This window comes from Paenibacillus chitinolyticus NBRC 15660, assembly GCF_000739915.1.
Lineage (GTDB): Bacteria > Bacillota > Bacilli > Paenibacillales > NBRC-103111 > Paenibacillus_F > Paenibacillus_F chitinolyticus.
On record NZ_BBJT01000003.1, the window covers coordinates 457,897 to 483,250 of the forward strand.

General features: G+C 56.3%; 23 protein-coding genes. 8 read left to right on the forward strand and 15 right to left on the reverse strand.

The features are described 5' to 3' along the window. The 3 genes from PCH01S_RS07300 to PCH01S_RS07310 are packed head-to-tail and all read right to left on the reverse strand — an operon-like array spanning position 1 to position 3,310. Positions 1–933, reverse strand: a complete 933-nt coding sequence (locus PCH01S_RS07300) for a type II secretion system F family protein (protein ID WP_042228070.1) — start codon at positions 931–933, stop codon at positions 1–3. After that, positions 930–2,186 (reverse strand): CpaF family protein, encoded by a 1,257-nt coding sequence (locus PCH01S_RS07305; protein WP_042228071.1) that lies wholly within the window; start codon positions 2,184–2,186, stop codon positions 930–932. Before PCH01S_RS07305 ends, PCH01S_RS07300 begins: the two co-directional genes overlap by 4 nt. Then, a complete protein-coding gene (locus PCH01S_RS07310; RefSeq protein ID WP_042228072.1) occupies positions 2,183–3,310 on the reverse strand; it encodes an AAA family ATPase in 1,128 nt (375 codons plus the stop codon). The genes PCH01S_RS07305 and PCH01S_RS07310 overlap by 4 nt, the downstream gene beginning before the upstream one ends. A gap of 344 nt (positions 3,311–3,654) precedes the next feature. Between PCH01S_RS07310 and PCH01S_RS07315 the strand changes: the two genes are divergently transcribed. Continuing rightward, positions 3,655–4,125: a TspO/MBR family protein gene (locus tag PCH01S_RS07315; RefSeq protein ID WP_042228073.1), complete on the forward strand. Its 471-nt coding sequence runs from the start codon at positions 3,655–3,657 to the stop codon at positions 4,123–4,125. Positions 4,126–4,136: 11 nt separating this feature from the next. Here the strand turns inward: PCH01S_RS07315 and PCH01S_RS07320 are convergent, their stop codons facing one another. The 8 genes from PCH01S_RS07320 to PCH01S_RS07360 form a co-directional block, all read right to left on the reverse strand. Further along, positions 4,137–5,183: an SAM-dependent methyltransferase gene (locus PCH01S_RS07320; protein WP_042228074.1), complete on the reverse strand. Its 1,047-nt coding sequence runs from the start codon at positions 5,181–5,183 to the stop codon at positions 4,137–4,139. Positions 5,184–5,186: 3 nt separating this feature from the next. Then, complete coding sequence (locus PCH01S_RS07325) at positions 5,187–5,951, reverse strand: ABC transporter ATP-binding protein (protein WP_042228077.1); 765 nt, start codon at positions 5,949–5,951, stop codon at positions 5,187–5,189. 40 nt (positions 5,952–5,991) lie between these two features. Further along, the gene (locus PCH01S_RS07330; protein WP_042228078.1) at positions 5,992–6,324 is read right to left on the reverse strand and encodes a cyclic-phosphate processing receiver domain-containing protein; all 333 of its coding nucleotides are present in this window, start codon (positions 6,322–6,324) and stop codon (positions 5,992–5,994) included. After that, complete coding sequence (locus PCH01S_RS07335) at positions 6,324–7,196, reverse strand: deoxyribonuclease IV (RefSeq protein WP_042228080.1); 873 nt, start codon at positions 7,194–7,196, stop codon at positions 6,324–6,326. The genes PCH01S_RS07330 and PCH01S_RS07335 overlap by 1 nt, the downstream gene beginning before the upstream one ends. Before the next feature lie 24 nt (positions 7,197–7,220). After that, complete coding sequence (locus PCH01S_RS07340; RefSeq protein WP_042228081.1) at positions 7,221–8,030, reverse strand: Fpg/Nei family DNA glycosylase; 810 nt, start codon at positions 8,028–8,030, stop codon at positions 7,221–7,223. A 480-nt stretch (positions 8,031–8,510) separates the two neighbouring features. After that, positions 8,511–10,229 (reverse strand): ribonuclease H-like domain-containing protein, encoded by a 1,719-nt coding sequence (locus tag PCH01S_RS07350; RefSeq protein ID WP_042228085.1) that lies wholly within the window; start codon positions 10,227–10,229, stop codon positions 8,511–8,513. A gap of 212 nt (positions 10,230–10,441) precedes the next feature. After that, positions 10,442–10,915 carry a GNAT family N-acetyltransferase gene (locus PCH01S_RS07355; protein ID WP_042228086.1) on the reverse strand — a complete coding sequence of 158 codons (474 nt, stop codon included), beginning with the start codon at positions 10,913–10,915 and terminating at the stop codon, positions 10,442–10,444. A 51-nt stretch (positions 10,916–10,966) separates the two neighbouring features. Continuing rightward, the gene (locus tag PCH01S_RS07360; RefSeq protein WP_042228088.1) at positions 10,967–13,213 is read right to left on the reverse strand and encodes a DEAD/DEAH box helicase; all 2,247 of its coding nucleotides are present in this window, start codon (positions 13,211–13,213) and stop codon (positions 10,967–10,969) included. Positions 13,214–13,759: 546 nt separating this feature from the next. Here PCH01S_RS07360 and PCH01S_RS07365 point away from each other — a divergent pair. Further along, positions 13,760–13,966, forward strand: coding sequence for a hypothetical protein (locus PCH01S_RS07365; protein ID WP_042228091.1), 207 nt, complete (start codon positions 13,760–13,762; stop codon positions 13,964–13,966). Here PCH01S_RS07365 and PCH01S_RS07370 read toward each other — a convergent pair. Beyond that, complete coding sequence (locus tag PCH01S_RS07370) at positions 13,939–14,196, reverse strand: hypothetical protein (protein WP_042228093.1); 258 nt, start codon at positions 14,194–14,196, stop codon at positions 13,939–13,941. The two genes, PCH01S_RS07365 and PCH01S_RS07370, sit on opposite strands and share 28 nt — an antisense overlap. 114 nt (positions 14,197–14,310) lie before the next feature. Between PCH01S_RS07370 and PCH01S_RS07375 the strand changes: the two genes are divergently transcribed. Then, positions 14,311–14,913 (forward strand): nitroreductase family protein, encoded by a 603-nt coding sequence (locus PCH01S_RS07375; protein WP_042228095.1) that lies wholly within the window; start codon positions 14,311–14,313, stop codon positions 14,911–14,913. Between the two features lie 44 nt (positions 14,914–14,957). On the opposite strand, the gene PCH01S_RS07380 is transcribed toward PCH01S_RS07375, so the two are convergent. Continuing rightward, positions 14,958–15,932 carry a metal-dependent hydrolase gene (locus PCH01S_RS07380; protein WP_042228097.1) on the reverse strand — a complete coding sequence of 325 codons (975 nt, stop codon included), beginning with the start codon at positions 15,930–15,932 and terminating at the stop codon, positions 14,958–14,960. A 161-nt stretch (positions 15,933–16,093) separates the two neighbouring features. On the opposite strand from PCH01S_RS07380, the gene PCH01S_RS07385 reads away from it, so the two are divergent. Further along, entirely contained in the window at positions 16,094–16,321 is a 228-nt protein-coding gene (locus tag PCH01S_RS07385) for a spore protein (RefSeq protein ID WP_042228099.1), read from the forward strand. 229 nt (positions 16,322–16,550) lie between these two features. Here the strand turns inward: PCH01S_RS07385 and rnz are convergent, their stop codons facing one another. Both rnz and metH read right to left on the reverse strand, forming a co-directional pair. Next, a complete protein-coding gene (rnz, locus tag PCH01S_RS07390) occupies positions 16,551–17,486 on the reverse strand; it encodes a ribonuclease Z (protein ID WP_042228101.1) in 936 nt (311 codons plus the stop codon). A 255-nt stretch (positions 17,487–17,741) separates the two neighbouring features. Beyond that, positions 17,742–21,185: a methionine synthase gene (gene metH, locus PCH01S_RS07395; RefSeq protein WP_042228102.1), complete on the reverse strand. Its 3,444-nt coding sequence runs from the start codon at positions 21,183–21,185 to the stop codon at positions 17,742–17,744. 251 nt (positions 21,186–21,436) lie between these two features. Here metH and PCH01S_RS07400 point away from each other — a divergent pair, with 251 nt between their 5' ends. The 4 genes from PCH01S_RS07400 to tatC all read left to right on the forward strand — a co-directional run bounded on the left by PCH01S_RS07400 (position 21,437) and on the right by tatC (position 25,342). Continuing rightward, positions 21,437–21,859 carry a c-type cytochrome gene (locus PCH01S_RS07400; RefSeq protein WP_042228104.1) on the forward strand — a complete coding sequence of 141 codons (423 nt, stop codon included), beginning with the start codon at positions 21,437–21,439 and terminating at the stop codon, positions 21,857–21,859. Positions 21,860–22,044: 185 nt separating this feature from the next. Further along, positions 22,045–22,830, forward strand: a complete 786-nt coding sequence (locus PCH01S_RS07405) for a gluconate 2-dehydrogenase subunit 3 family protein (RefSeq protein WP_042228105.1) — start codon at positions 22,045–22,047, stop codon at positions 22,828–22,830. 19 nt (positions 22,831–22,849) lie between these two features. Next, on the forward strand, positions 22,850–24,571 hold the full coding sequence (locus PCH01S_RS07410) for a GMC family oxidoreductase (RefSeq protein ID WP_042228107.1): 1,722 nt from the start codon (positions 22,850–22,852) through the stop codon (positions 24,569–24,571). Between the two features lie 39 nt (positions 24,572–24,610). After that, positions 24,611–25,342, forward strand: a complete 732-nt coding sequence (gene tatC / locus PCH01S_RS07415) for a twin-arginine translocase subunit TatC (RefSeq protein ID WP_042228108.1) — start codon at positions 24,611–24,613, stop codon at positions 25,340–25,342. Positions 25,343–25,354: the final 12 nt, after the last annotated feature.

The following is a 25,354-nucleotide window of genomic DNA, read 5'->3' on the forward strand; positions in this document are numbered from 1 at the left end:
TCACACCTTTATGTCCATAATCTTGCCCGTCAGCCACAAGCAGCCTCCCAGAGCAAGCAGCCCTCCCGTCATAATGAGCGGTCCCGCTCCGCTGTACAGCGGCGCCATATAGTCGGGGGAGCTGAAACTGAGTACTGCGACCATACAAACGGGAGCGGCAAGGAGAACTCGCGATTCCAGTTTTTTCTGGGCCACCATAACCGAAATGTCCTGCTCAATGTCCAGCTTATCTCCGATAATGCCGGCAGTTCGGCGGATGACCTCCACCAGATTGCCGCCCGTTCTCTTGCAGGTCGTAAATACATCGGAAAAATTCGTAATATCGTCGCACTGCGCCCGCACCGCAAAATCCGCAACGGCATGTTCAATCGGCTCCCCGTTGTCCAGCCGCCTTACGATGATTTCGAATTCCCGGATAATCAGACAGTTCGGATCCGGATAGAGCAGTTGAAGATCTTTCCATGCTTCGCGAATTGAATTTTCTACGGACCTTCCGGCTGTAAGTGACGTGGACATGCAGTAAAGTGCCTGCTTGAACTGAAGGATCAATTTTGCTTTCCGCCCGGTTATCAGCCGCACTTTGCGGAAACGGGGAACCAGAAGGCCGAGCAGCGCGCAGAGTATAGCAAGCAGAGGCTCTTTGTAAAAAATGAACGCGATCCCCGCAAAACCGAGTCCGGATAATCCGGACGTCAACAGCTTTTCGCGGCCCGTCATCCGGTAGCTGCCGTAATCCGTAAGACCTGCGGGAGCAGGGCGTGCCTCCGTTTTCCTTTCAGGAAGTCGGATCTCATTCCCGAGCTGCCGTGCATATCCCTTTTCCCCGCCATTATCGCCTCCCTTCGCCCATTTTCGCCGCTTTCTTTTATCCTGCGTCAATAAAACTAGCCAGAGAACCAACCCGGCCAGACAGGCCGCAACCGGAAGCATCATGACGCCGCCTCCTTCTCTCGGGTGATCCAGCCCGGAAGTTCCACTCCCGCCATGCGGCATTTCCAGCCGTGAACGAGCGAATTCCCCGTATAGAACAATTCCCCTTTCACTTTGCCGTTCTCATCCTCACCTTGGTCTTCAAACCGGAACAACGGGTTCAAAAAAATTTCGCCATTTGCTATTCCGGCCAGCTCGCTGATCTCAACAACCTTCCGGGAACCGTCCCGCATCCGGGACAAATGAATCATGAGATCTATGGCCGACGAGATTTGCTTCCGGACTACCTCCACCGGAAGGTCCGCCGCGCTGAGCACCATCATCTCCAGACGACTCAGCATGTCGGCGGTTGAGTTACTATGACCCGTGGAAAACGAACCGTCATGTCCCGTATTCATGGCCGCCAGCATATCCAGCGCCTCCGCTCCGCGGACTTCCCCGACGATAATCCGGTTCGGCCGCATCCTGAGCGAGGAACGGATCAAGTCCCGAATCCCGATTCCGCCCTTGCCTTCGGTATTCGCGTTACGCGTCTCCAAGCTCACCAGATTAGGAACCGTGCGGATTTGCAGCTCGGCCGAATCCTCAATCGTGATAATCCTCTCGTCCACGGGGATTCCCTGGGACAGAGCGTTAAGAAAAGTCGTCTTGCCGGAACCGGTGCCGCCTCCGATAAAAATATTGTATTTCGCCTTCACAAAAACGCCGAGCAGCTCCGCTGCCTGCCTAGTCAACGCTCCTACGGCAATCAGATCGCTCATGGTCAGCGGCTGTGCCGGAAACTTACGGATCGTCATCGTCGGACCTTGAAGCGCCACAGGGGGGAGCACCACATTGACACGGGAGCCGTCCTGCAGTCTGGCGTCTACGATCGGCGACATTTCATTCACGGTCCGGTTCACTTTGGCGACGATGGCCTGGATAATGTCCTCCAGTTTCTCCCGGCTTTCGAACCGGGCTTCGTTTCGACTGACCCGCCCGTCACGCTCGATAAAAATATCCCGGTGGCTGTTGATCATAATTTCCGTTACGGACGCATCGTCGATTAAGGGCTGTAAAATATCAAGGCCCCGATAGGAGTGGAAAATCCGCTGCACCATCTCCCACTTTTCTCCTGCCGTAAGTCTGCCGTCTCCTGTTTCCCGTAGCACCACCTCCTCGATCAATTCCATCAATTCTCCGTCCGAAGTGGACTGGGTCGGATCCAGACGGGCGTTGACGGCTTCCTTGAACGTACGGACCCATTCTTCATTCACAACGCCTCAGCCCCCTCGGAAAACCTGCGCAGCATATGGCCGACTTGCGCGGCAAAAACAGGCTCGCCGAGCCAGTCGGCGGGGTCCGAAACGGTCTTCCAGGCAGGAATATAAGGAAGCGTTTCGAATACCGCAACGTCATACTCCTTCGCCAAGCCCAAATCCCCTCCCGTATATTTGTTCACAACAAACAAGCTCTTGTTTGCACAGGACTCCATAGACAACATAGACTTCATGGCCTCCAGGACTTTCCGGGTTTTGTACAAAGCGTGCGCGTCTTGCGTAACCAGCCACAAGACGATATCGCTCGCCCGCAGGGCACCTAAGGTCCTCGGCTGGACGGCACTGTCCAGATCGAGCAGCAGGACGTCACAAATTCCGCTGTCGGCTATGCGCCCGACCAACCCGCTCACGTCCTCCGCCTGCAGCTCGTCCGCTTCCCGGATGTTCGGCAGAGGAGCCAAATAATCGAAGCCGTAGGCGGGATGACGGCACTGAAGCAGATCCGCATAGTCCGCCGTCCGGTCCGGGGATTTCCTCCACGCATAAAGAAGCCGCGACAAGGAATCCGGCGGGCCGTCCTTCATCAGCAGTGCGGAAGAACTCACCGCTTCCAGAGACACATACAGAACCTTCCGTCCCTGTGCGGCGAGCTGCGTCGCCATATTCAGCGCAAGAACGCTTTTGCCGCTTCCGCCGAAAGCCGAATACACAGTGAGAATGCTCGTACGGCCGCTTCGGAATCCGGCCCTCCCAGGTCCGGGAACGCCGGTTTGTTCGGCCGCGCGCAGCAGCAAATCTCTGAGCATCGTTCGAAACGGCTGATACCGGTATATCCGGTTTCCAGCCGGCAAATCCGTGCATTCCGGGGTTTCCGACAACCGGTAAACAAGGCCGTTATGTCCTTCGCCAAACCAACGGATGACTTCTTCATCCGCAATCGTTTCCCCATGAAGGATCACCGGGGACTCACCTCTGTTATCGTTCACAAACGTTCCGGCGTGTTCGCAATGGGTAAACGACCGGATATTCAGCCGCTCACAGTACTCCCCTTCCCGGATAAACCGTTCCATTGCGGACGCGAATTCCTTGTCGAGCCCGATCAAAATCAACAGCCTTTTCATCTTTCAGCCTCCTTACCAGCCAGTCCACTGTACAATCCCGCCAAGTATAAGTACCGCGCCGGACACGCCTGCGGCAAGCGCGATACGCCATTTGGTTTGCCGTGTCATCGTTCACCTCGCTTAGTACCGGAAATGAACACAAAAAAGCACCACTGACAGGAAGAAACGTGTTCTTCCACATCAGCGGTGCTTCCGCTTTTGTGCATCCGGTTGTTTAATTAACGCTAATTATACCATATTTACCCATATGGTCAACGATTATTTTTCGTATTTTACAGGCATACCCGTCCCGCATTCCCATATACCTATACTAATGGACAAACAATCCGGAAGGGGGTGCCTTTTTGTTCTACCCATTTATGCTGGCTGCCGTTGTCACGTACGGACTCTTTCTCTTGTCCGCCGCTCTGTTTCCTGCCGATATGCGGTGGTATTCTTCCGTCAAAAAGCCGGCATGGGCTCCTTCCGGGCAGCTGATCATAAGCGCTAGGGGATTTATGCACGCCTGCATGGCCGCGTCCGTCGCGCTCGTCTACGTAAAAACGGGCGGATTTCAAAATGTGGGGATCGCCTGGATTTTCGTTGTGATCCTCCATTATTTAGCCGGCCAGGCTTATGGCTTTTTTCTTTTCAAAGCGAAAAGCTTCGGGCTGGCTTTGGCGGACAGCATGATCGCCGCTCTTACGGGCTGGTGGCTGCTTGTCCTGACAGCGCCGCTATCGAAAGAAGCCGCCTGGCTGCTCCTGCCTTATCTGGTCTGGAGCTGCCTAACGACTCTTTTTACATGGATCATACGAATAATGAACACCGAATGACTCCGGCGGGCTTATTTTTTGACAAAATAAAGCGTAAGCTCTTCGCGGTTGTGAAACAATTGCTTCGCCTGCCGCAGTTCCAGGTGGCCTTCAAAATCCTGCTTCAGCTCTTTCACCGTCTGAAAGGGTTTTTTGTGCATCAGTTTCGCCGTGATGACCGCCGTCCCCCCGCTTTGAAGCGCAGGCAGGAGATCAAGGATTAGCCGGCTCATCTGCCGCGGGCTCCAGCTCATGTCGCAGACGAGCAGGTCGAACTCGCCCTCGCGCAGCTTCACGTCCGCCGCGTTCTTGCCGTGATACGTGAGGCGCGGGTGCTTAATGAGGCTCGGATGCATTTTGGCCGGGTCGATCGCAGTCACGTGAAGCCCGCGCTCCAGCAGGAGCGAAGTCCAGCCGCCGGGAGCCGCGCCTACATCGACCGCTTTGCGGAAATCCGCAAAATGCAGATGAAACTTGCGTTCCGCCTCAAGCAGCTTGAATTTCGCGCGGGAGACTTGGTTCTCTTCGCGCTGAAAGCGGATGGCGCCGCCGCTCCAGTCGGACAAGTTCTCTTCCGGTGCGGAGACCCCGGCATAAATCGCCTGATGCCCGACATAGACCGAAAGGATCTTGTCCGCATGACGCACCAGCGTCTCGGCTCCCGTAGCCTCGCTCATGGCGATCTCGCAAGCCGCGCGGACATCGGAGGCGCCGTAAGGCACTTCCGTCCCGTCCGCGATTCTTACCTGGACCGCAGAGCTGCTGCCGGCGTGCAAACCGCCGAGCTCGGACGCAAGTTCCGCGGCGGCCAAAATATCCTCGTCCGTTCCGGACAAAACGCGCCCCCCCTGGACAGGCTGCATATGCCGGAGAAAAATCGGCTCCTGCGCCCGGATGGCCTCCGAGATTTCCTCCCAGCTTCCGGGCGCCTCCGCCAGAAACGTTTCCGTCGGAACGAGCGTCCGGAATTTCACGCCGGGTATAAGCCGCCGCACTTCCTCCTGGGCATGCTGGGCAAACCCGCGGTTGGCCGTGCCGATCAGGCGGGCCGTGTTTGTAGTCGAATCATGTTCTGTCATTCCTTACAGCACCTTTATCCATGGTCTATTGCGGAACCACTCCACTTCGAGCGGAACCTGAAAAGCTTGGTAGAGATGTTCCGGCGTCAGCACTTCTTCCTTGGGTCCGGCCGCAATGATCCGTCCCTGTTCGATAAGCGCCACATGCGTAAACATCGGGATGATTTCTTCGATATGATGCGTGACGTAAAGCACCGTCATATCCTGATCGCTGAATTCGCGGATCGCCGCCAGCAGCTTTTCGCGTTCGTAAAGGTCCAGCCCCGAGCAGGGCTCGTCCATAATCAGAAGCTCCGGTTTCTGCATCATGGAACGGGCCAGCATCACTTTTTTGCGCTCGCCCTGCGAAAGCGTTCCGATCGACTGCATCGCGACATGCGGCAGTCCGATTCTTTCCAGCATACCGATCGCTTTCTTTTTCACATCTTCAGGGATTTCCTGGTAAAAGCGCAGATAGGCGTACTCGCCGGTCGCCACCGCTTCCCACACCGTGTCCGCCAGATTCATTTTCTCAAACAGGGACTGGGAAATATAGCCGATCCGCTTGCGGACTTCGCGCACGTCTACTTGTCCGTACCGGTTGCCCAGCACCTCGACCTTGCCCCTGGAAGGGAACTGGTAGCCGTTCATAAGCTCAAGGAGCGTCGTTTTGCCGGACCCGTTCTTGCCCAGCAGAACCCAGTGCTCGCCTTTTTCCGCATGAAAAGATACATCCTGCAGGATATGCCGTTCTTCGCGTATAAAATGAATATCGTTCAAATGAATCATGTCGAAGACTCCTCTCTTCTCTAAAAAACGTATAAATGAGTCAGCCCCCGGCAAGCTCGGCCAATAAACCGGCAGGCGGAGGTCCCGGATGAAGAGAGGTCGTCGAAGGAACAGAAGCGTACAACGCTTGGTACATCCGGTTCCGGCCTTCCAGGCTGGACGTGTGCAAGTAAATGCGGGCCGGAAAAGTGCCGGTCCCGATCATCCAGGCCACGATATCCCACCCGGATTCGTCCCAGCCCAGATCGTAATCAAGCGACAGGATGTCCACCTCGCAATCCTGCAAAAGAAGCCGGCATTCCTCCACATTTCGCGCAAGAGTAAAACCGGCCGGACATCTGCGCTGATCGTCCAAAAAAACGTGAATCTTCATCAGGATTCCTTTCCCGCCGCCCCGGCTGTCTGCTTGACCAGCGCAATCTCTTTCCTGTGCGTACCGTCCGGGCCGCTGCCCGTTTCGAGCACAAGCGGAATCCCCCGCACGACATCCGAAGCCAGTAAGGATTTGAATCCTTCCAGGCCGATGTACCCGTCGCCGATATTGGCGTGACGGTCCTTGCCGGAGCCGTGGGGATAGAGGGAATCGTTAAGGTGCACAGCCTTCAAATGGTCGAAATACCCAAGCTCGCCGCCTCTTTTCTCCACCTCGTCCCAATCGTCCCCGTGCCAAAGACCTGCCGCAAACGCGTGACAAGTATCCAGGCAGAAACCGATTTTGTCCGGATATTCCGAAAGCTCTCTGATCCGGGCCAGCTCCTCCATGGTCGTGCCCATCTGGGAACCGCTGCCGGCCTGGTTTTCAAGCAGGAGAAGCGCGCTGCCCCGCCACCGGCTCAGCGTCTTATTCGTACATTGTATTATATTTTTATAGCCTTGTAACGGATCTTTTCCGGAAAACTTCCCGAAATGCACGACCAGACCTACGGAACCGCACGCGTCCACGATCTCCAGCGCATTGAGCATCGCTTCCACCATCACGTCCTGCTGGCCGCCTTCGGCAGCCGGGTTAAGCGGATATGGGGCATGCCCGATGGAAAGAAGGCCGTTCTCCCGGGAATATTCCGCGCACCGCCGGGCGTCGCTCCAGTCTACGTTTGTTTTCAGAATCAAGCTGCGGGGATTTTTCGGAAAAAATTGAAAAGCTCCGGCTCCGATTGCGGAAGCGGTCACTGCGGCCCCGTAAAACCCTTTCCGGGTGCTGATATGCGCTCCGATGTGAAGATCTTTTTTCTTTTCGCGCACCATGATTCTTCTCTACCCCTCCGCTTATCATGTCTGGCAGCTGCCGCAAAAGAAGCATTTACGCGAAGACAGCGTCCGGAACACAATCGGGTTCCCGCATCTTACGCACGGTTCGCCGCCCCGGTCGTAGACACGGCACAGCTCGTTGAAGCCGCCCGTCCGCTCGTCCCCATCGTAGAGAGGCATTTCCATGTAGCCGCCTGCCCGGAGCGCTTCGGTAAGGACACTGCGCATGGACGTGTACAAACGAGCGGCCTCGTGCTCCTCCAAAGCAGCCGGACGCCTTGAAGGCAGGAGACCCGCGGCAAAGCAAATTTCGTCGGAATAGCAGTTGCCGACTCCGGCCAGCCAGTGCTGATCGGTCAGGCTCGTTTTCAGATTGCCCTTGCCGGTTTTCAGCATGTCTGCAAACCGCCCGGCGGTCAGATCCGCGTCAAACGGCTCCGGTCCCAGGGAAGCCAGCTCCGCCTCCAGTCCTCGCTTGCCGTAAAGGTGCAGATAGCCGAGCCTCAGCCCGATAAAATACAGGACCGTCTCCCCGAAGTGAAGCTCGATCTGCGTCGTCCGCTCCGGCTTGTCCGCTTCCGTTCCGAGAACCATCATTCCACCCAGCATAAGGTGAAGGAGCATATAGTGTTCTCCACTCAGCACGAAAACGAGCTGCTTTGCCCTCCGGTCCACGCGCTCCACGACCGCTCCCAGGACGGCCGCGCGAAACTCTTCTTCCGGCACGTTCAACGATTTCGGTCTATTTACGGTGATACCGCTGATCGTGCGGTTTTGAATCCTTTTGTTCAATTCCTGCCGATAATGTTCCATTTCCGGCCATTCGGGCATAAGGCCACATCCTTTCTCCGGCTTCTTACTGGTATGTCCGCGCTCTCCCCCCTTTAAACGTCATGGCTTTCTCAGACTGCCCGCAAAACAGCGCGGACCGCAAAAAACGCTCCGCGCCAGGCATTATTCTTCGTTTTCGGTGATCAGAATGGAGGCTACCGACGCCCAAAACCGATACGGCGAGTGCGGTCTGATCGGTCCGCAGCCCGGCAGTATTCGTAAACAACGTTCCCGGCTCGGGACCCTCGGGCAAACGGAATGGGACGGCCTGCTCCTGGCTTTCTCCGGGGGCCAGCAAACTCAACAAAAACGTAGCCTCCCGCACCGGATCGATGACTCATTGGTAGACATTCTCCTTTTTTATTTAGTGAAAAAAAGAAAACGTCATGCTCATAAATGGGCATGGCGTTTAGAAAAATCGGACCGCGGAATTGTATTCCTCGGTAATTGGGACGGCAAACAGCGACACTGCCCGCCGGTTCAGCCGGGGTTCCGGGCCACGTCGAACAAACTATCGGCCGCATAAGCGGGCCGGGGTTTGCCGGACGGCTTGGCGGACCTGGCTTGACCGGGGGGCTTGGGCGGCCTGGACGGAATAGCGGCTTTAACGGACGCTTTTTTCTCCGAAACGGACTTGCCGCAATCCCGGAGCTTGCGCTGCAGCCGTTCGATCCGGTGCGCGATCCGCCGCTCTTCGTCGGCCGCCTTCTCGCTGCGCCGCAAAAGCCTGCGTCTTTGGCGCAGGACGTCCAGCGCTTCGCGCGACAACTCCAAAGCGAGCGCATAATCTTTGCATCCGTGCTCATAGTGCATCGCGAGCTCGATGTAGGCTTCCACCGGCGCCGCAGCCGCAGGTCCCGCCTGACGAATCAGCCGGTTCCACAATTCGACGGCTCTATCGCGGACGCCGGCTTTTTTATAGTAGGCCGCGTAACGGAGAAGCAGATCGCCGCTGACCGTACGCCCCTCTTCCCCCTGCTCTTGCAGTCTGGAAAACCCCAGCTCCAATATCTTCTCGGCGGATGGGAGCCGGTTCATTTTCAGCAGCCACTGGCCCAGACGGAACAGATCTCCGGGCGATTTCGGTTCCAGAGGCTCTTCATCGGCCAAATACCGTGTAATCAGAGCGGACAATGCCGCAAGCGACACTATATCACGCTCGTTATGGACGAAGACGCCCCGCAGTACGTCCGTCTTGCCTTCGGCCAGATACAGGACATACAACTCGGGAGCGAACGCCCCGGAAACGTCGTCTTCCCGTGCATACCCGAGCTGCGCTTCTTCTACCTTGCCCAGCCGTACGGACGGCATGGAATGCTTCCACAGGCTGCGGGAAGGATGTAGCAGATCCAGATGAAGCAGACGGTCGATGTCCGGCCGCATCCGGTTCAGAATAAACCGGTTCTGCAAAATCGGCCAGTCAAAGGTCCTCCCGTTGTAAGAGACAACATGGGTGAACCGATTCATTTTCTCTTCCAGATAAGCCAGCATCGCACGTTCTTCGGCAGGATGCCGGATAAAAAGCTGCTCGACGACAAAACGGCCGGTTTCGTAATAGCCGATGCCTACGAGAAAGGCGACATTGCCCGCCCCGACTCCGAGACCGGTCGTCTCCGTATCGAAGAACAGGAGGCCTTCCGCATGGACCGGCTCCGCTTCGGGGTGGAACGCTCCAAACTCCCGGACATGCTCATGGAGCGCGTCAAGTCGATACCGGCCATGGTAGGCATCCATCGGGTAGGTGCGTACGCGCCGTACGAAGGACCCTCCCGGGAACTCGTACAGCTCCGCGTCCAGCTTCGCCCACGCTGCGGCCTCCGGATGCGCCGGGGCCGGTGCTGCGGGAGCTGCGGAAGCCGCAGGCTCGACCGCCTGCCCGCTGCCGGACCGCGCGTCCGCCGGAGAGCCGCCGGAGGCGTGCCCGGCATAGCCGTGGGCCCCTTCTGCCGGCGCACTGCCCTCTGCCGGCGCATTGCCGGCGGCGACGGGCGCAGCTGCGGGCTCGCGGGCCGGGCCGGCCACCGCGCCGGCGGCGGACTCGCTCAGCGGACATACGGCCGGGCCGCCGCCTTCCGCCGGTCCATGCTGTGCCTGTTCCGGCGTCAGCTCAGCCTGCCGCTGTTCCGCTCCCGCCTCCGGCGCAGCTGCGGTCTTGCCCGGCTTCAGATGCCGGGCAAGCCGGTCGCGCAGCCCGCTCATCGGGCCGCTCCCGGCGCTGCCCCGCCAAGGCCGCACGCCTCGCTGGGTTCACAGATCTCTTGTGAACCTCCGGTCTCGCAAGTTTCAATCGCCACAGCCTCTTTGGCAGATGCAGGCTTTTTAATGTAATGTTCAGTCTTTCTGTTTCGGTACCGGTACATGATGGGCATCCATCCTTACATGGGCATTTTCGGGTAACGGGTATTTAACGTTCATCCGCTGATAACCTTGGACATACGAATATTGGTCGCTTCGAAACCGACCGATCTATAGAGGTTCAGGGCGATTTCATTGTCTCCGAAGACGTGCAGGGAAATTATTAGAGGAAAGCCCCTCTCTTTTATAAAAGCTTCCAGAGCCTGCAGCGTTTGCTTGCCAAACCCTTTCCCGCGAAAATCTTCACTCATGCGAATCCCGTAAATAAATACTTCCCGCTGTTCACTTCGGATTTTGATCCACAGCGTGCCGACGATATGATTGCTTTCCTCATCCGTCGCATTAAAAATATAACTGTCCGCCGTGTTTAATCCGTCCGGTAACAGCTCTTTAAATTCACGGGCCGAATCCTCCCGCGCTTTCTCAGCCGCCACGTTGCCGGATTTTGTTTTACTTTCGGCGTATTCTTTTACGGAAAGCTGCAGCCATTCATTAAACTGCTCGGGTAACATCGGTTCTAACGCGACCATACGGACACCTCCGTTTATTTCATAAGTTTACCGCTGGAAGATGCGCGGAGATTAAAACTGATCCAACAACTGTAGGCTCGTTCGCTTCGCATGGATTCCTTCAATCTCGGACCCGATACATGACGGGCAGCCGTCTTCGCACGGACATTTCTGAATGAGATTTTTCGCGGCTTTTCTGACTTCGTCGAAACGCGTATAGACTTCTTCGGCAAGGCCGATACCACCGGGATAATGATCGTAGAGAAAAATCGTCGGCAGTCCGGTGTGGTTCGCTTTAATTTGAGAAATGACATGAACGTCGTTCCGGTCGCACATCACCAAAACAGGCACAATGTGCTTCATCACGTTTGCGATGCCCCATAAAATTTGTTCCAGAGCTTTCGTGCCTACCTCCAAATTCGGTTCTTTCAGCTCTACCCATGCGGCGCTTGTATGCAGTTCTTCTTCCGGCAGGTGGATGGGTCCCGACCCGATATTTTCTCCGGTCGTGAGTTTGATTTTCTTAAAAATAGTCGGAATGGCATTAATCGTGACATCCCCGAAGTTCAGGGAAGAACGGTCCCGGTCCGACGTTTTGTCGATTTCCAATACTTTAAGCTGGATAGCCAGATTCGCATCGGTATAGTACTCCACATCGACTTCGCGCACGTAAGCTTTTTTGTGCTCCCAATCCAGCTTCTCGACCTGATATTGCACGCCTTCGTGCAAATAAATGGCCTCGTCGTGCAGAAGCGTCATGGCGCTGAACCGGTCCATCTCCCCGATGATCCGCACGTTCGCCACGTCGGATTGGTCGACGATGACGACGTTCTCCTGAGAAGCCGAGCGCAGGCTGATTTCATTAGCCGGAAACGACTGACTGGCCCAATAGAACGTATCCCCGTTATGATGCAAAACGCGTTCTTCCACTAAAAATTCCATAATCTCGGCAACTTCTAGGGGGCCGAATTCTTCCGTTTCTTTGAACGGCAGCTCGTAAGCCGCACATTTCAGATGATCGACCAAAATAATTAAATTTTCCGGATTGATCCGGGCAGCTTCCGGCGTCCTGTCGAAAAAATAGTCCGGATTCTGGACTACATATTGATCGATAGGGGTAGAGCTGGCTACCATCACGATTAGCGCCTCTCCATGCCGGCGTCCGGCGCGTCCCGCCTGCTGCCAAGTGCTCGCGATGCTTCCCGGATAGCCGGTCATAATGCAAACCTGCAGCTGTCCGATGTCTACGCCAAGCTCCAGCGCGTTGGTGCTGACAACGCCTAAAATCTCCCCGGCCCGCAAGCCTCTCTCGATTTCGCGCCTCTGTTTCGGCAGATAACCGCCCCGGTACCCCCGGATGGATTTGGTCCCAAGCTCGTTTTTTACCAGCTCCTGGATTCGGCTCAGAATAATTTCCACCCTCACCCGGCTTCTCGCGAAAACGATCGTCTGAATTTTATTTTTCAGAAATTGCTTGGCCAAATTATTCACTTCCGCTGCGGCGCTTCTGCGGATATTAAGAGGCTTGTTCACAACGGGCGGGTTGTAAAACACGAAATGCTTCCGCCCTCTGGGCGCGCCGTTATCGTCAATGAGCCTCATCGGAGAGCCGGTGAGCTGCTCCGCCAGCTCTTTCGGGTTGGCAATGGTGGCGGAGGTACAGATAAACACCGGATCGCTGCCGTAAAACTTGCAGATCCGTTTCAGGCGCCGGATAACGTTCGCGACATGACTGCCGAATACGCCCCGGTACGTGTGCAGTTCGTCGATGACGATATATTTCAAATTCTCGAAAAGGCTGACCCATTTGGTATGATGCGGCAAAATGGCGGAATGAAGCATATCCGGATTCGTAATGACGATATGCCCCGCTTTTCGTACGATCTGCCGTATAGCCGGCGAAGTATCCCCGTCGTACGTGTAGCTTTTGATATCGATGCCCATCTCACCGATAATTTCGTTCAACTCGCTCTTTTGATCCTGCGCCAGAGCTTTCGTCGGAAACAGATACAGCGCGCGGCTCGTATCGTCATCCGCAATGGCCTGAAGCACAGGCAGATTGTAGCAGAGCGTTTTGCCGGAAGCCGTCGGCGTTACCGCCACGATGTTCTGTCCGGTGTGCACCGTCTCATAAGCGGTGTGCTGATGGGTGTACAGTTCCGTGATCCCCCGCTTTGCCAAAGCGGACTTGATCCGGGCATCCACGCTCCCGGGAATGGCTTTCGTTTTCGCTTCCTGGGGTTCGATCTCGTGCCAGTTCACTATATTTTCATCGGTCCGGAGTTCCTGAATTAATTCGGCAAGTTGTTTCTTCCTCATGGTTCGCGTCCCTTCTTAACCTCAACTGCTTAGAACGGCTGTTCTCATTTATTATACGCTCCCCGGGCAAAAGAAAAAAAGCCCCAGTTTTTATACGGGGCTTTCGTTATGCGAAGCACTGGCGCCGGATGCGAGGGCGAGAGCGTCCCTGCCCATCGCCTTGTCATCCTGCCGTCGAAATGATTGGAGAAGCAGAACGGGTGAACATCCTTATTTTCATCGAAGCGCTGGAAAGGCTGGCACGCAAAAAAGGAGTGGACATGAGGACGTCCATTCCGGTTGGGCATATCTCTATACGGCGCGGAAAAGTGCAGGGAGAAATAACTCCCGTCAGCTTCGGTCCGGCTCAGTTTGTCGTATCGAATAACGATGATTACGCCACGCAAGGGCGAGGTTTGGCCCCTCAATCCGGCGCTGCAGGTATGCACTCGTCCTACACGGAACCCCGGCAGGCTTGTCGTGAACACGGGAGTGGAACGGATATTCCACCCGGGAGACATTGCCTAGTTGAACGGGCGGTTCCATGTATGGAGTACTATAGGGCCGATGTCCCGGTCCCACGGACTGAAACCGGCCTTCTTCCGGCCATCCATCGCGGACCGCCGGATTCAAGGCCTTTATGATGCGGGCGGAACCACACATCCCGGAAAAGGGACACCGACGGCCGCGCCCAGCGGTATGCCGGCGGCAGAAGCCGTATCCCGCAGCTATCCGTTCCGTGATGCTTACACGAGATCCGACGAATCGTCATAATCATAGCGGATGCCATCCTGAACGGCGGTTGTGACGGCGCTCTGTTCCTGCAGAGCCTGCATGGAACTAAGCTGGAGCTTATGAAGCACCTCGCGGTATTCCTCGGCTTTCGTCTCCTTCGTCTCGCTGCGGATGGCAAGCTGAAGCGCTCTTTCAATCACAATGATATCCTGGCTTGTAAAGTTCATGTTCAGCACCCCCATTTTGTTAAAAAGAAGCTGTACTAGCATGCCCTGTTTTTTCCTTTATCATACGCCGGTTTGTTTAGGATTCGCCGTTTGCGTCCAAATAAAAAGGTGAACCGTTTTTTGATTTCGTGTCAGAAAAAGACAGGAGGAATGGTCATGCCGGAACATCGTTTCGACGTACAAAATGAGCGTCATGCCGCTTATGATATCAATCCGATTTTTCTTAACCGCTGGTCGTCGAGGGCCTTTCTCGAAAAGGAAATTTCGAATGAAATTTTGATGAGCCTGTTCGAGGCGGCCCGCTGGGCTCCCTCCGCCAGCAATCTTCAGCCTTGGCGTTACATTGTCGCGCGTACGGAGGAAGAGAAGGGGATGTTCGCCGAATTTATTTCAGCTTCCAACAAAACCTGGTGCCTGAAGGCGCCCGTGCTTGCCCTCATTCTCTCCCATACGCCGTCGCCCGCTGGAGGGGTGAACGGTTCTCACGCGTTTGATGCAGGGGCATCCTGGAGCTATCTGGCCCTGGAAGCAGTGCGTCAGGGACTGATCTCCCATGCCATGGCCGGATTCGACCGGGAGAGTGCCCGCCGGCTGCTTGGAGTGCCGGACGATTACGATATTCATGCCGTCATCGCCATCGGGTATCACGGAGATGCGCAGTCGCTCTCCGACCAGCATCTGCAGCGCGAGCAGCCGTCGGGAAGGCGCGAGCTCAAAGAGACTTTGTTTGCGGGGCGATTCGGGAACTCTTTCGAATAATCCGAACCGGTATAGGCCGGGCCGGGAAGCCTAGGGTCCTCTCTTTATACATAGGGAGGCTCCCAGGCTTTTTTTGTCCATCCCAATTGTTCGGACAGAACTTTCATCTCCCTATCCAGCGTCACGTCAATGCCGAACGGCAGTTTGTGCTCGTGCCAAAATCTCACTTCGCGCCATTTCACCACATAGCCTTCCCCATGCGAATCCCAGCTTACATGACTACTCTGCGCAAAATCCAGAAATGCCCGGACACCTTCGGCAGCCATCGCCGCCTCGACAACCGGATGAGTCCGGTCCTTGACGTAGGTATCTTTCAGAACGATTCTCGACCCGCGCACCGTTCCGCTGTGAAAACTGTGTTCCGTTTCTGCCGCAAACTGCCAGCTTCTCCAAGTCAACCCCGGAACCAGCTGCAGCGGGCCGGCTGCTCCGAGCAAGTCTTTCGCATAACCGGTCAACCTGCGGAGAAGGATGCGCTTATGAAGCCATCGCGCCATTACGTAAGTAAAGCTGGCCCCATATACGGCAGCCATCCACATCTCCGGATTTGCGGCTCCGGCCACCCACAAGAGAGCCCCGCCTCCGTGAAGCGCCAAAAGAAAAGGATCGGTAAGAGGAAGAATATCGAGATGGAGCCAGCGGGAGGAAAAGGGTCTTAAACACTGCACGCCGTATGCGTTCAGCAAATCCAGTCCGACGTGGAGTATAACGGCTATGGCCGCCCAGCCGTAGAGGAGAGCGTAATGGTCCCACGTGCCGAAAACCGCTGCGGCCAGGGCGCTCAGCAAAGCCGGCCAGACCAGCAGGGCAGGCAGCGAATGCGTGATTCCCCGGTGGTGCCTGAGATAGACGGCGTACCCTTTCAGACGCGCGATCGTATCCAGATCCGGCGCATGCGAGCCCGCTACGGTTGCGGCCAGCACCGCTTGCAGAAGAAGCGGATCGTGCGCGACCTCCGGCTGCAGTGTCGCCAATCCGGCCAACGTGATTCCGAAAAGCAGATGACTACCCGTATCCATGCTAATTCCCCCCCTTGACTGCTTTTCCTTCGGGGCATTCCCGACTCCCCTGGGATCAGCCTAGCAAGCCTGCATCATTGGAGCGTTAGCAGTAGATGAAGATTTTATGAATACGGCGTGCGCCAAAAGCGAATCGTAGGAGATGGAAAGGAGGGATACCGATGGCCAAAAAAGATAACCGAGGGGATAACGCCGTTCACCTGAGAAACAGCATCCGGAACACGGAAGCCCGTCTTCAAGAGTCTCAGGAATATCTGGACGAGCATGCGGACGAAATTTCCGCAACGGAACAAGCAACGCTGGAAGCCAAAAACGAACGCCGCCGTCAAAGCGTCCGCGGCTTCAAAAGCGAACTGCAGGATGAAGCCAAATTCGAAACGACCGAGTGATTCCGGATTCACCGGTGGAGCGGAAGCACACGGCGGCTCTTGAGCGGCTGTAATAGAAAAAAGTCCCGGCTGGATTTCAGCCGGGACTTTTTTCTATATGCATTTGTGTACTTCTGTATCCGTCCTCAAGCGATTTCCGCATACCGCTGCCGGAACCTCCCCCGCCAGCCCGCACCGCGCGGTGAATCCGGCGTAATCGACGAAGACCGCCCGGTGTGAATAGCCCGACTCAGCTCTGCCTGCGCGGGACAGCGTGGCTGTAGAAGTCCTCGGCCAGCCACGAATCCGGGTGAATCGCTCTCGCTTCCTCGAGAAGACGCTCGGCTCCCTCCCCTTGATAACGCGAGGAGATGTGCGTCATGATCAGCGTGCCCACGCCGCCTTCCGCGGCTGTACGCGCCGCCTGTTCCGTCGTCGAATGGTCGTACGCCCCGGCAAGATCTTCCCGTTCGGCTCCGAACGTCGCCTCGTGAACCAGCACGTCGGCGCCTTCCGCCAGCAGCGCCGAATTGCCGCATGGCTTCGTGTCGCCGAGGATCGTGACCGTCCGGCCCTTGATCGAAGGGCCGACGAAATCGCTTCCGTGCAGCTCTCGCCCGTCCTCTAGCTTGACCGTCTGGCCCTGCTTCAGACGGCCGTAAAGCGGTCCGGCGGTAATGCCCAGCTCATGGAGCTTCTCCTGCTGGAGCTTGCCCGGAAGGTCTTTCTCGACGATGCGGTAGCCGAAGCATTCGATCCGGTGGTCCAGCGGAGCGGCTTCGACCCGGAACGACTCGTCCTCGAAGACGACTCCGCCTTCGGAGGGGATTTCCCGGATAGCCAGCTCATAGTCGAGATGAACCTGGCTAAGCTGCAGGGACATATCCACATACGCTTTAATGCCCTTGGGTCCGTAAATCGTAAAAGGCGTATCCCCGCCCTGATAAGAACGGCTGCTCAGAAGTCCCGGCAAGCCGAATATATGATCGCCGTGAAGATGCGTAACGAACAGCTTCTCTGACTTGCTCAGCTTGACCGGCGATCTCAAGATCTGATGCTGCGTCCCTTCCCCGCAGTCAAAAAACCAGATGCTCCCCCGCTCCGGCAGCAAATTCAGCACAATGGATGTCACATTACGGTGCCTGGCAGGCATGCCTGCTCCCGTTCCGAGAAAATACAATTCCACGACCCTGTTCCTCGTTTCTGCAGATGTCACTTTCCCTGCTTTTTAACATGCTATAAAAATTCGTTCCGGAAGTCAAACGGCTCCGCATCCCGCGGGATGTTCCCGCAAAGTCCTCCGCAGCCCCGATCCTTCCGCCTCCGGAAGAGGGCAAAAAAGACGGCTCTCGGAAGAACCGTCCTGCTTTGCGCAGCCTGACGGCCGAACCTTACTTCAGCCGCCTATTTATTCATACTCATCTGCGGACGAGACGAAACGCTAAACTTTATCGACGTTAAAATATCTCGCCTGAGGATGGGCGAACACGATAGCCGACACGGACGCTTCCGGCTCCATCATGCAGCCCTCGGTCAGCTCGATCCCGATATCCTCCGGCTTCATCAGCTCGAACAGCGGCTCCTGATCCTCCAGGTTCGGACAAGCCGGGTACCCGAACGAGAACCGCTGGCCGGTGTACTTCGCCCCGAAGCGCTCCTGCATCGTCATTTCCGCGGAATCCGGAATACCCCACACGTCGCGCATAATATGATGCACGCGCTCCGCAAAAGCTTCCGCGACCTCGAGAGCCGTCGACTGAAGCGCATGGGATCGCAGATAATCGCCCTGCTCGCGCCATTCGCGCGCCAGTTCGCTTACGCCCTGCCCCGCCGTGACGACGAGGAAGCCGATATAATCCATGACGCCGCTGTCAACCGGCTTCAGATAGTCGGCCAGACACAGGAACGGCTCGGTTCCCTGGCGCGGGAAGGTGAAGCGTTTGATCACCTTCGACGTGTCTTCGGGATCGTACACGACGACATCGTTTCCGTCCCCTTGGGCCGGGAAGAACCGGTACATCCCCTGACTACGGATGATGCCGTTCTTCTGCGCTTCGTACAGGATAGTATCTACGGTGTCCTTCAGCTGCATGGCTTTCGGGTCCTGTTCGGCGATCAGCTTGTCGACCTTGCCTTTCAGGCCCAGGTGATGCCCGAGAAGCATCTGCATGTTCACGTACGGCATGAGATGGCCGATCGGGTAATCCCGCAGGACGTGGCGATCCAGATCCGGCGGTACCGACACCGGCAGGGTGCGGTCGACCGTGGACGAGAACACGCGCGTAAGGACCGGCATTTCGGTCCCTTCCTTGCGGCCGGCTTCCATTACATCGGAATCCTTCGATTCCCGAAGCTCCTGGATAAGACGCTCCCGCTGCACGGGGTCGCTCAGCTTGTTCGCGATGTCCAGACCGTCCATCGCGTCTTTGGCGTACAGCACGAGGCCGTCATACTCCGGCGAGATGCGCGTCTTGGTGAATTTCCGCGTCAGAGCGGCGCCGCCCACCATGATCGGAACGTCGATTCCGGCGTTGCGCAAATCCTGCGCCGTGACGATCATCTGCTGCGCGGACTTCACGAGCAGACCCGACAGCCCGATCGCGTCCGGTTTTTCTTTGCGGAAAGCCTCGATCAGTTGTTCCGGCGGAACCTTGATGCCCAGGTTCACGATTTGGTAGCCGTTGTTGGATAATATAATCTCCACAAGGTTTTTGCCGATATCGTGGACGTCGCCTTTTACGGTGGCCAGAATAATTTTTCCTTTCACCGCAGTCTCGTTCTTCTCCATGAACTGCTCCAGATAAGCGACGGACGCCTTCATAACTTCGGCGCTTTGAAGCACTTCCGCTACGATCAGCTCGTTGTTGTTGAACAGGCGTCCGACTTCCGCCATCCCTTTCATCAGAGGACCGTTGATCACTTCCAGCGGCGAATATTTTTGAAGCGCCTGCTCCAGATCGGGAAGAAGCCCTTCCTTCGTTCCCTCAACCACGTAAGAGGCCAGCCGCTCTTCGAGCGTAAGAGTTGATATCTTTTCCTTCTTCTCAACCTTCTTTACCCGGAAATGAGCCACGAATTCGGCCAGAGTCTCGTCGTTCGTCTCGTAAATGAGCTTCTCGGCAAGCGTTCTTTCCTCTTCGGGGATGGACGCGTACCGCTCCAGCTTCTCCGTGTTCACAATCGCGTAATCGAGACCCGCTTTCGTGCAGTGGTACAAATAAACGGCATTCAGCACCTCGCGTCCGGCTTCGGGAAGACCGAACGAAACGTTGCTGAGACCGAGAATGGTTTTGGTTGCGGGCATCGCTTCTTTAATGAGACGGATGCCTTCGATCGTTTCCTTGGCGGAACCGATATACTGCTGGTCCCCGGTGCCGACCGGGAATACAAGCGGATCGAAAATGATATCTTCGGCATTCATCCCGTACTTGTGGACGAGCAGATCGTGCGAACGCTGTGCGACTTCCAGCTTATCTTCGCGCGTAATCGCCTGGCCGCGCTCGTCGATCGTGCCGACTACCGCCGCGGCTCCGTAACGGTGAATAAGCGGAAGTACCTTCTCGAACTTCTCTTCCCCGTCCTCGAGGTTAATGGAGTTGATGATCGCTTTCCCCTGCGAATGCTTCAGTCCCAGCTCAATAACACGCGTATCCGTCGAGTCGATCATGAGCGGAACTTTGATTTTTTTGACGACAAGCTCCAGGAACTTGGTCATGTCTTCCGTTTCGTTGCGGTCCGGGTCCTGCAGACAGACGTCGATGACGTGGGCCCCGCCCTTAACCTGGGCACGAGCGATCTCGGAAGCCTCTTCATACTTGCCTTCGGCAATCAGGCGTTTGAACTTCCGGGAACCGAGTACGTTCGTCCGCTCGCCGACCATGTAGGGGCGGTTCTCCGGCTCGATGTATACCGTCTCGATACCGGATACGGCCGACGGGTGCGTACCCAGTTCGGTACGCGGTTTGTAAGCGCTCAGCGTTTCGGCCAGCGCGCGGATATGAGCGGGAGTCGTGCCGCAGCAGCCGCCCGCGATGTTCAGCCAGCCCTGCTCGGCAAATGCGGCCATTTTCTTGGCCAGGGATTCGGGCGACTCATGATAATGTCCGTTCTCGTCGGGAAGCCCTGCATTCGGATAACACGAAATATAAGTGCCAGCAAGCCCGGACAAGGTCCGGATATGATCCCGCATGAATTCGGGTCCCGTCGCGCAGTTCAGTCCGACCGAAATCGGATTGAGATGCTCCAGGGAAATATAGAAGGATTCGATATTTTGCCCGGCCAGCGTCGTACCCATCGGTTCGATCGTGCCGGAAATCATAATCGGCAATTCGATGCCCGTCGTCTTAAAAGCCCGTTGGATCGCGATCCCGCCCGCTTTTACGTTGAGCGTATCCTGGGAAGTCTCCAGCAGAATGGCATCGACGCCCGACTCGATCAAGGCGATCGTCTGCTCGTAGTAGCTCTCTTCAAGCTCCTCGAACGTAACGCCTCCGGTTACCGAAAGCGTCTTCGTCGTCGGCCCGAGTGCGCCGGCGACATAACGCGGCCATTCTGGAGTTGAATATTTCCGGGCGGCTTCGACGGCCAGTTTGGCTGCGGCAAGGTTAATCTCACGCGCCTTCTCCGGTATATCGTATTCGGCCAGTACGACGCTCGTTGCCCCGAAGGTATTGGTTTCAACGATATCCGAACCGGCTTCGAAATATTTCTCATGGATGCGCTGAATGACATCCGGACGTGTAAGAACGAGCATTTCATTACAGCCGTCGAGTTCTTCTCCTCCGAAATCTTCGGCCGACAAATCTTCCTGCTGGATCATCGTGCCCATGGCACCGTCCAGAATGAGAATTTTTTTCTGTAATTGTTCCTTCAAACTAGGTTTCATCGTCCACCCTACCCTTTCCACGAACCTCCTGCTAGAACGCGCCCTTTAACGTAAAAAAGCGCACAAGTTAAGAAATAGTTTAGCAGATACGTGGGGCGAAGAAAAGAAATTTGTCGTTTTTTCGCCATAAAACCCAACGGATTGCAAAAGCCTTCGAAACCGTAATGCGCCAGCGAGAATATCTCCGGGACACGGACGCCAAACTATAGTCGGAAACTTTTACTGAATGTAATCGAACGGAGGTGATTTGCATGAACAAACGGATGACAGCCTTGGTCGGCATCCTGCTCGTAACCGCTTCGCTGGCGGCCTGCGGCCAAAAGCAAACCGCGCCTACGCCTCAGCCGACGACTCCGGCTTCAACGGCACCGCCCGCGGCATCGCCGACCGCTTCCCCCGGAGCCGCCGCAGGCGGCAACGCGCCCGAAGGCGCAGGCAGCGGAAGCCAGACGGCCCAGGCCGAATCTCTTTTCAAGGCCCAGTGTATCGCCTGTCATGGTGCCGATTTGGGCGGCGGCGTAGGCCCGAACCTTCAAAAGGCGGGCAGCCGCCTCAGCGAGGCGGACGTCAAGAACATTGTTCTGAACGGAAGAGGCGGAATGCCTGCTTTCAAGGGCAACCTGAGCGATACGGATATTCAGGCGCTGGCCGCATGGCTCGCCGCCAAGAAATAACGTCGCGGTCCCCACGTTCAAGCAATCAACGAGTACTTCAGACAAGCACACGGAACAGCTTTAGAAAACGGAATCTTCCGATAGATTCCGTTTTTTCTTTTTTCTTACATACATATCGGCAAAAAGGTGATACTTGGAATAACCACCTATCTCGAATACCCCACTTCCCTTACAGGAGGAACATCATGCCAGAAAATCAGCAGACCAAGCAGCCCCGGGACGAGTCCCGGCGGAAGTTTCTGAAACTGTCCGGCGTAGCGCTCGGCGGAATTGTGGCGGGAGGAGTCGTCGGCGGTATCGTCGGCAATTCCATGGCCAAGAACAAACCGGCCGCTCCGGGCAGCCCCCAGGGTCAAGGGCAGGCGCAGGCAGGCAACACCAAGGACTACAACCAGGCTCCCATGTTTTTCAATCAAGAGCAGCTGCGTATTACGGAAGCCGCGACAGAGCGTATTTTTCCGAAAGACGAACTGGGCCCCGGAGCCAAGGAGCTTGGTGCCGCTTACTATATCGACCATCAGCTTGCCGGCCAGTGGGGGATGAACGCCCGCGATTATATGATGGGTCCCTTTTATAAAGCCGAGGCGACTCAGGGCTATCAGGCAAGCTATAAGCGGCATGAGCTGTTTGTGATGGGCCTTACGGTCATGAACGACCACAGCAAGCAAAAGTACCAGAAAGGGTTTGCGGACCTGGCCGGGAACGAGCAGGACGAAGTGCTGAAAGCTTTCGAAAGCGGCAAAGACATACAGTTGAACGGTGTACCGAGCCAGACTTTTTTCGAAATGCTGCGCAGTTTGACCATCGAGGGCGCGTATGCGGACCCGCTTTACGGCGGCAACAAAAACATGGCGGGCTGGAGGATGCGTAAGTACCCCGGCGATCAGATGAGTTACACGGCGATCATTGACAAAAAAGAGTTTACCGTCATGGAACCGCTCAGCTTGCACGACCACACGAATCATTCCTGACAAGGAGGAACAACGAAGAATGGCAACCAAACTTCCCAAAGTACCTATCCTGATCGTCGGAATGGGCTGGTCCGGCGGTATTCTGGCCGCGGAGTTAACGAAAGCCGGGCACAAAGTCGTCGGACTGGAACGCGGCAAAAGCCGCAAAACCGAAGACTATTACATGGCCCACGACGAACTCCGCTATTCCCAGCGTTACGAGCTGATGCAGGACTTGTCGAAGGAGACGGTGACGTACCGCAGCAGCGAGAAAGTACGCGCCCTTCCGATGCGTTCCTACGGTTCCTTCCTGATGGGAGACGGTGTCGGCGGCGCCGGCGTGCACTGGAACGGTCAGAACTACCGTTTTCTGCCCTACGATTTCGAAATCCGCACCAAAACGATCGAACGCTACGGCAAAAATAAAATTCCGCAGGGCATGACGCTGCAGGACTGGGGCATCACCTACGATCAGTTGGAACCGTACTTCGACAAGTACGAGAAAATGGCCGGGATCTCCGGCGAAAAAGAGCAAAACGAAATGGTAGGCAAGCGTTCCGCCGCCTTTCCGACCGGCCCGATGAAAAAGACGCCGGGGATGGTCCTTTTCGAGGACGCCGCCAAGAAACTCGGCTATCACCCGTATGCCATCCCGTCCGCCAACTTGTCGGAGAACTACACGAATCCCGACGGAATCGCCCGTGCGGCCTGCCAGTACTGCGCGTTCTGCGAACGGTACGGGTGCGAGTACGGGGCGAAAGCCGATCCCGTCGTTACCGTTATTCCCGTTGCCGAGAAAACCGGCAATCTCGAAATCCGCACCAATTCGAACGTCACCAAAATTCTGCACACCGGGGGCAAAGTGACGGGCGTCGTGTATGTCAATACGCCTACCGGCGAAGAATTCGAGCAGCCTGCGGACCTTGTCATTCTGGCGAGTTATGTGTTCAACAACGTCCGGCTTCTGCTCACGTCCAATCTGGGCAAACCTTACGATCCGAAAAGCGGAACGGGCGTCATCGGCAAAAATTATGCCTATCAGATTACGGGCGGGGGCGCAGCCGGCTTCTACGACGACCAGGAGTTCAGCATCTTCGCGGGTGCGGGTGCCCTGGGGAGCTGCTTCGACGATTTTAACGGCGACAACTTCGACCACGGCTCCCTTAATTTTCTGCACGGGGCGAACATCCGCTTTACCCAGGCCGGACTGCGTCCGATCGCCCATAACCCGGCGCCCCAAGGCACCCCGAGGTGGGGCAAAGATTTTAAGCAGACCACGATCAAATACGCCAACCGGTTCCTGAACGTCAGCACGCAGGGAGCCAACATGCCTTGGCAGCATCACTATCTGGATCTCGATCCGACCTACAAGGATATTTACGGGCTTCCCCTGATTCGCCTGACCTACGATTTCGAAGACCAGGACAAGGAGATGGTCAAATACCTTTCCGAGAAAACGACGGCCGTGATGAAGGAAATGAAACCGACCAAGGTCGAGACGTCCAACACGATCAGCACCTATAACATCGTGCCCTATCAGTCTACCCATAACACGGGAGGCGTCATCATGGGGGCCGATCCTTCAACCTCCGCCGTCAACAGCTACATGCAGATGTGGGATGTCGAAAATCTGTTTGTCGTCGGCGCTTCCGCTTTCCCTCACAACAGCGGGTATAACCCGACCGGAACACTGGGGGCACTGGCTTATCGCGCCGCCGAGGGAATTTTGACTTATTTGAAAAAAAGCGGCCCGCTGGTCTGAACCGTCAGGGCCCTGGGCATAGAAATGAGGTGACGGCTTATGGACCGGCCATCCGAAATGATCGGTCACCTGGAGGAGCTGCGCAAACGGCTCATTCTGGTGGCGGCCTGGTTTTTGCTGGCTCTGATCGGAGGGCTTTACGTCTCCCCCGTTATTTTGAACGCGGTAAAAAATTCTCCGGCGGCGCTTTCGTTTCACTGGAACGTGTTCGCCCTTCCGGACGGCTTGGCCATCTACATGAAATGCGCCGTGTTGTTCGCCGTCCTGCTCACTCTGCCGCTGCTCTTGTACCAGCTGTGGGCATTTGTCAGGCCGGGCCTGAGCGAACAGGAGGCCAAGGGAACGTTGATCTATGTCCCCGCTTCCTTCGCGCTTTTCTTGTCGGGCTCCGCTTTCGGCTACACGGTCGTGCTTCCGATGATGATCCGGTTTATGCAGACCATCAACCGCAGCATCGGGGCCGCCGAGACCTACGGCATCGACCGGTTTTTCGGTCTCGTCTTCAACGTCGTGTTCCCGCTCGGGATCGCGTTCGAACTGCCGCTTCTCGTGCTGTTTCTTACAAGGCTCGGTCTGCTGACGCCCGAAAACTTGCGTAAAACGCGCAAATATACCTACATCGGACTGGCAATCGTAGGGGCTTCGATCTCGCCTCCCGACTTCTTCTCCCACATTGCCGTCACGATTCCGCTGATAGCGCTGTTTGAATGCAGCATCCTTCTGTCCGCCCGCTACGTCCGCAGGATGAACCTGTCCGCCGGAACAAGTTAAGTCCGATTCGAA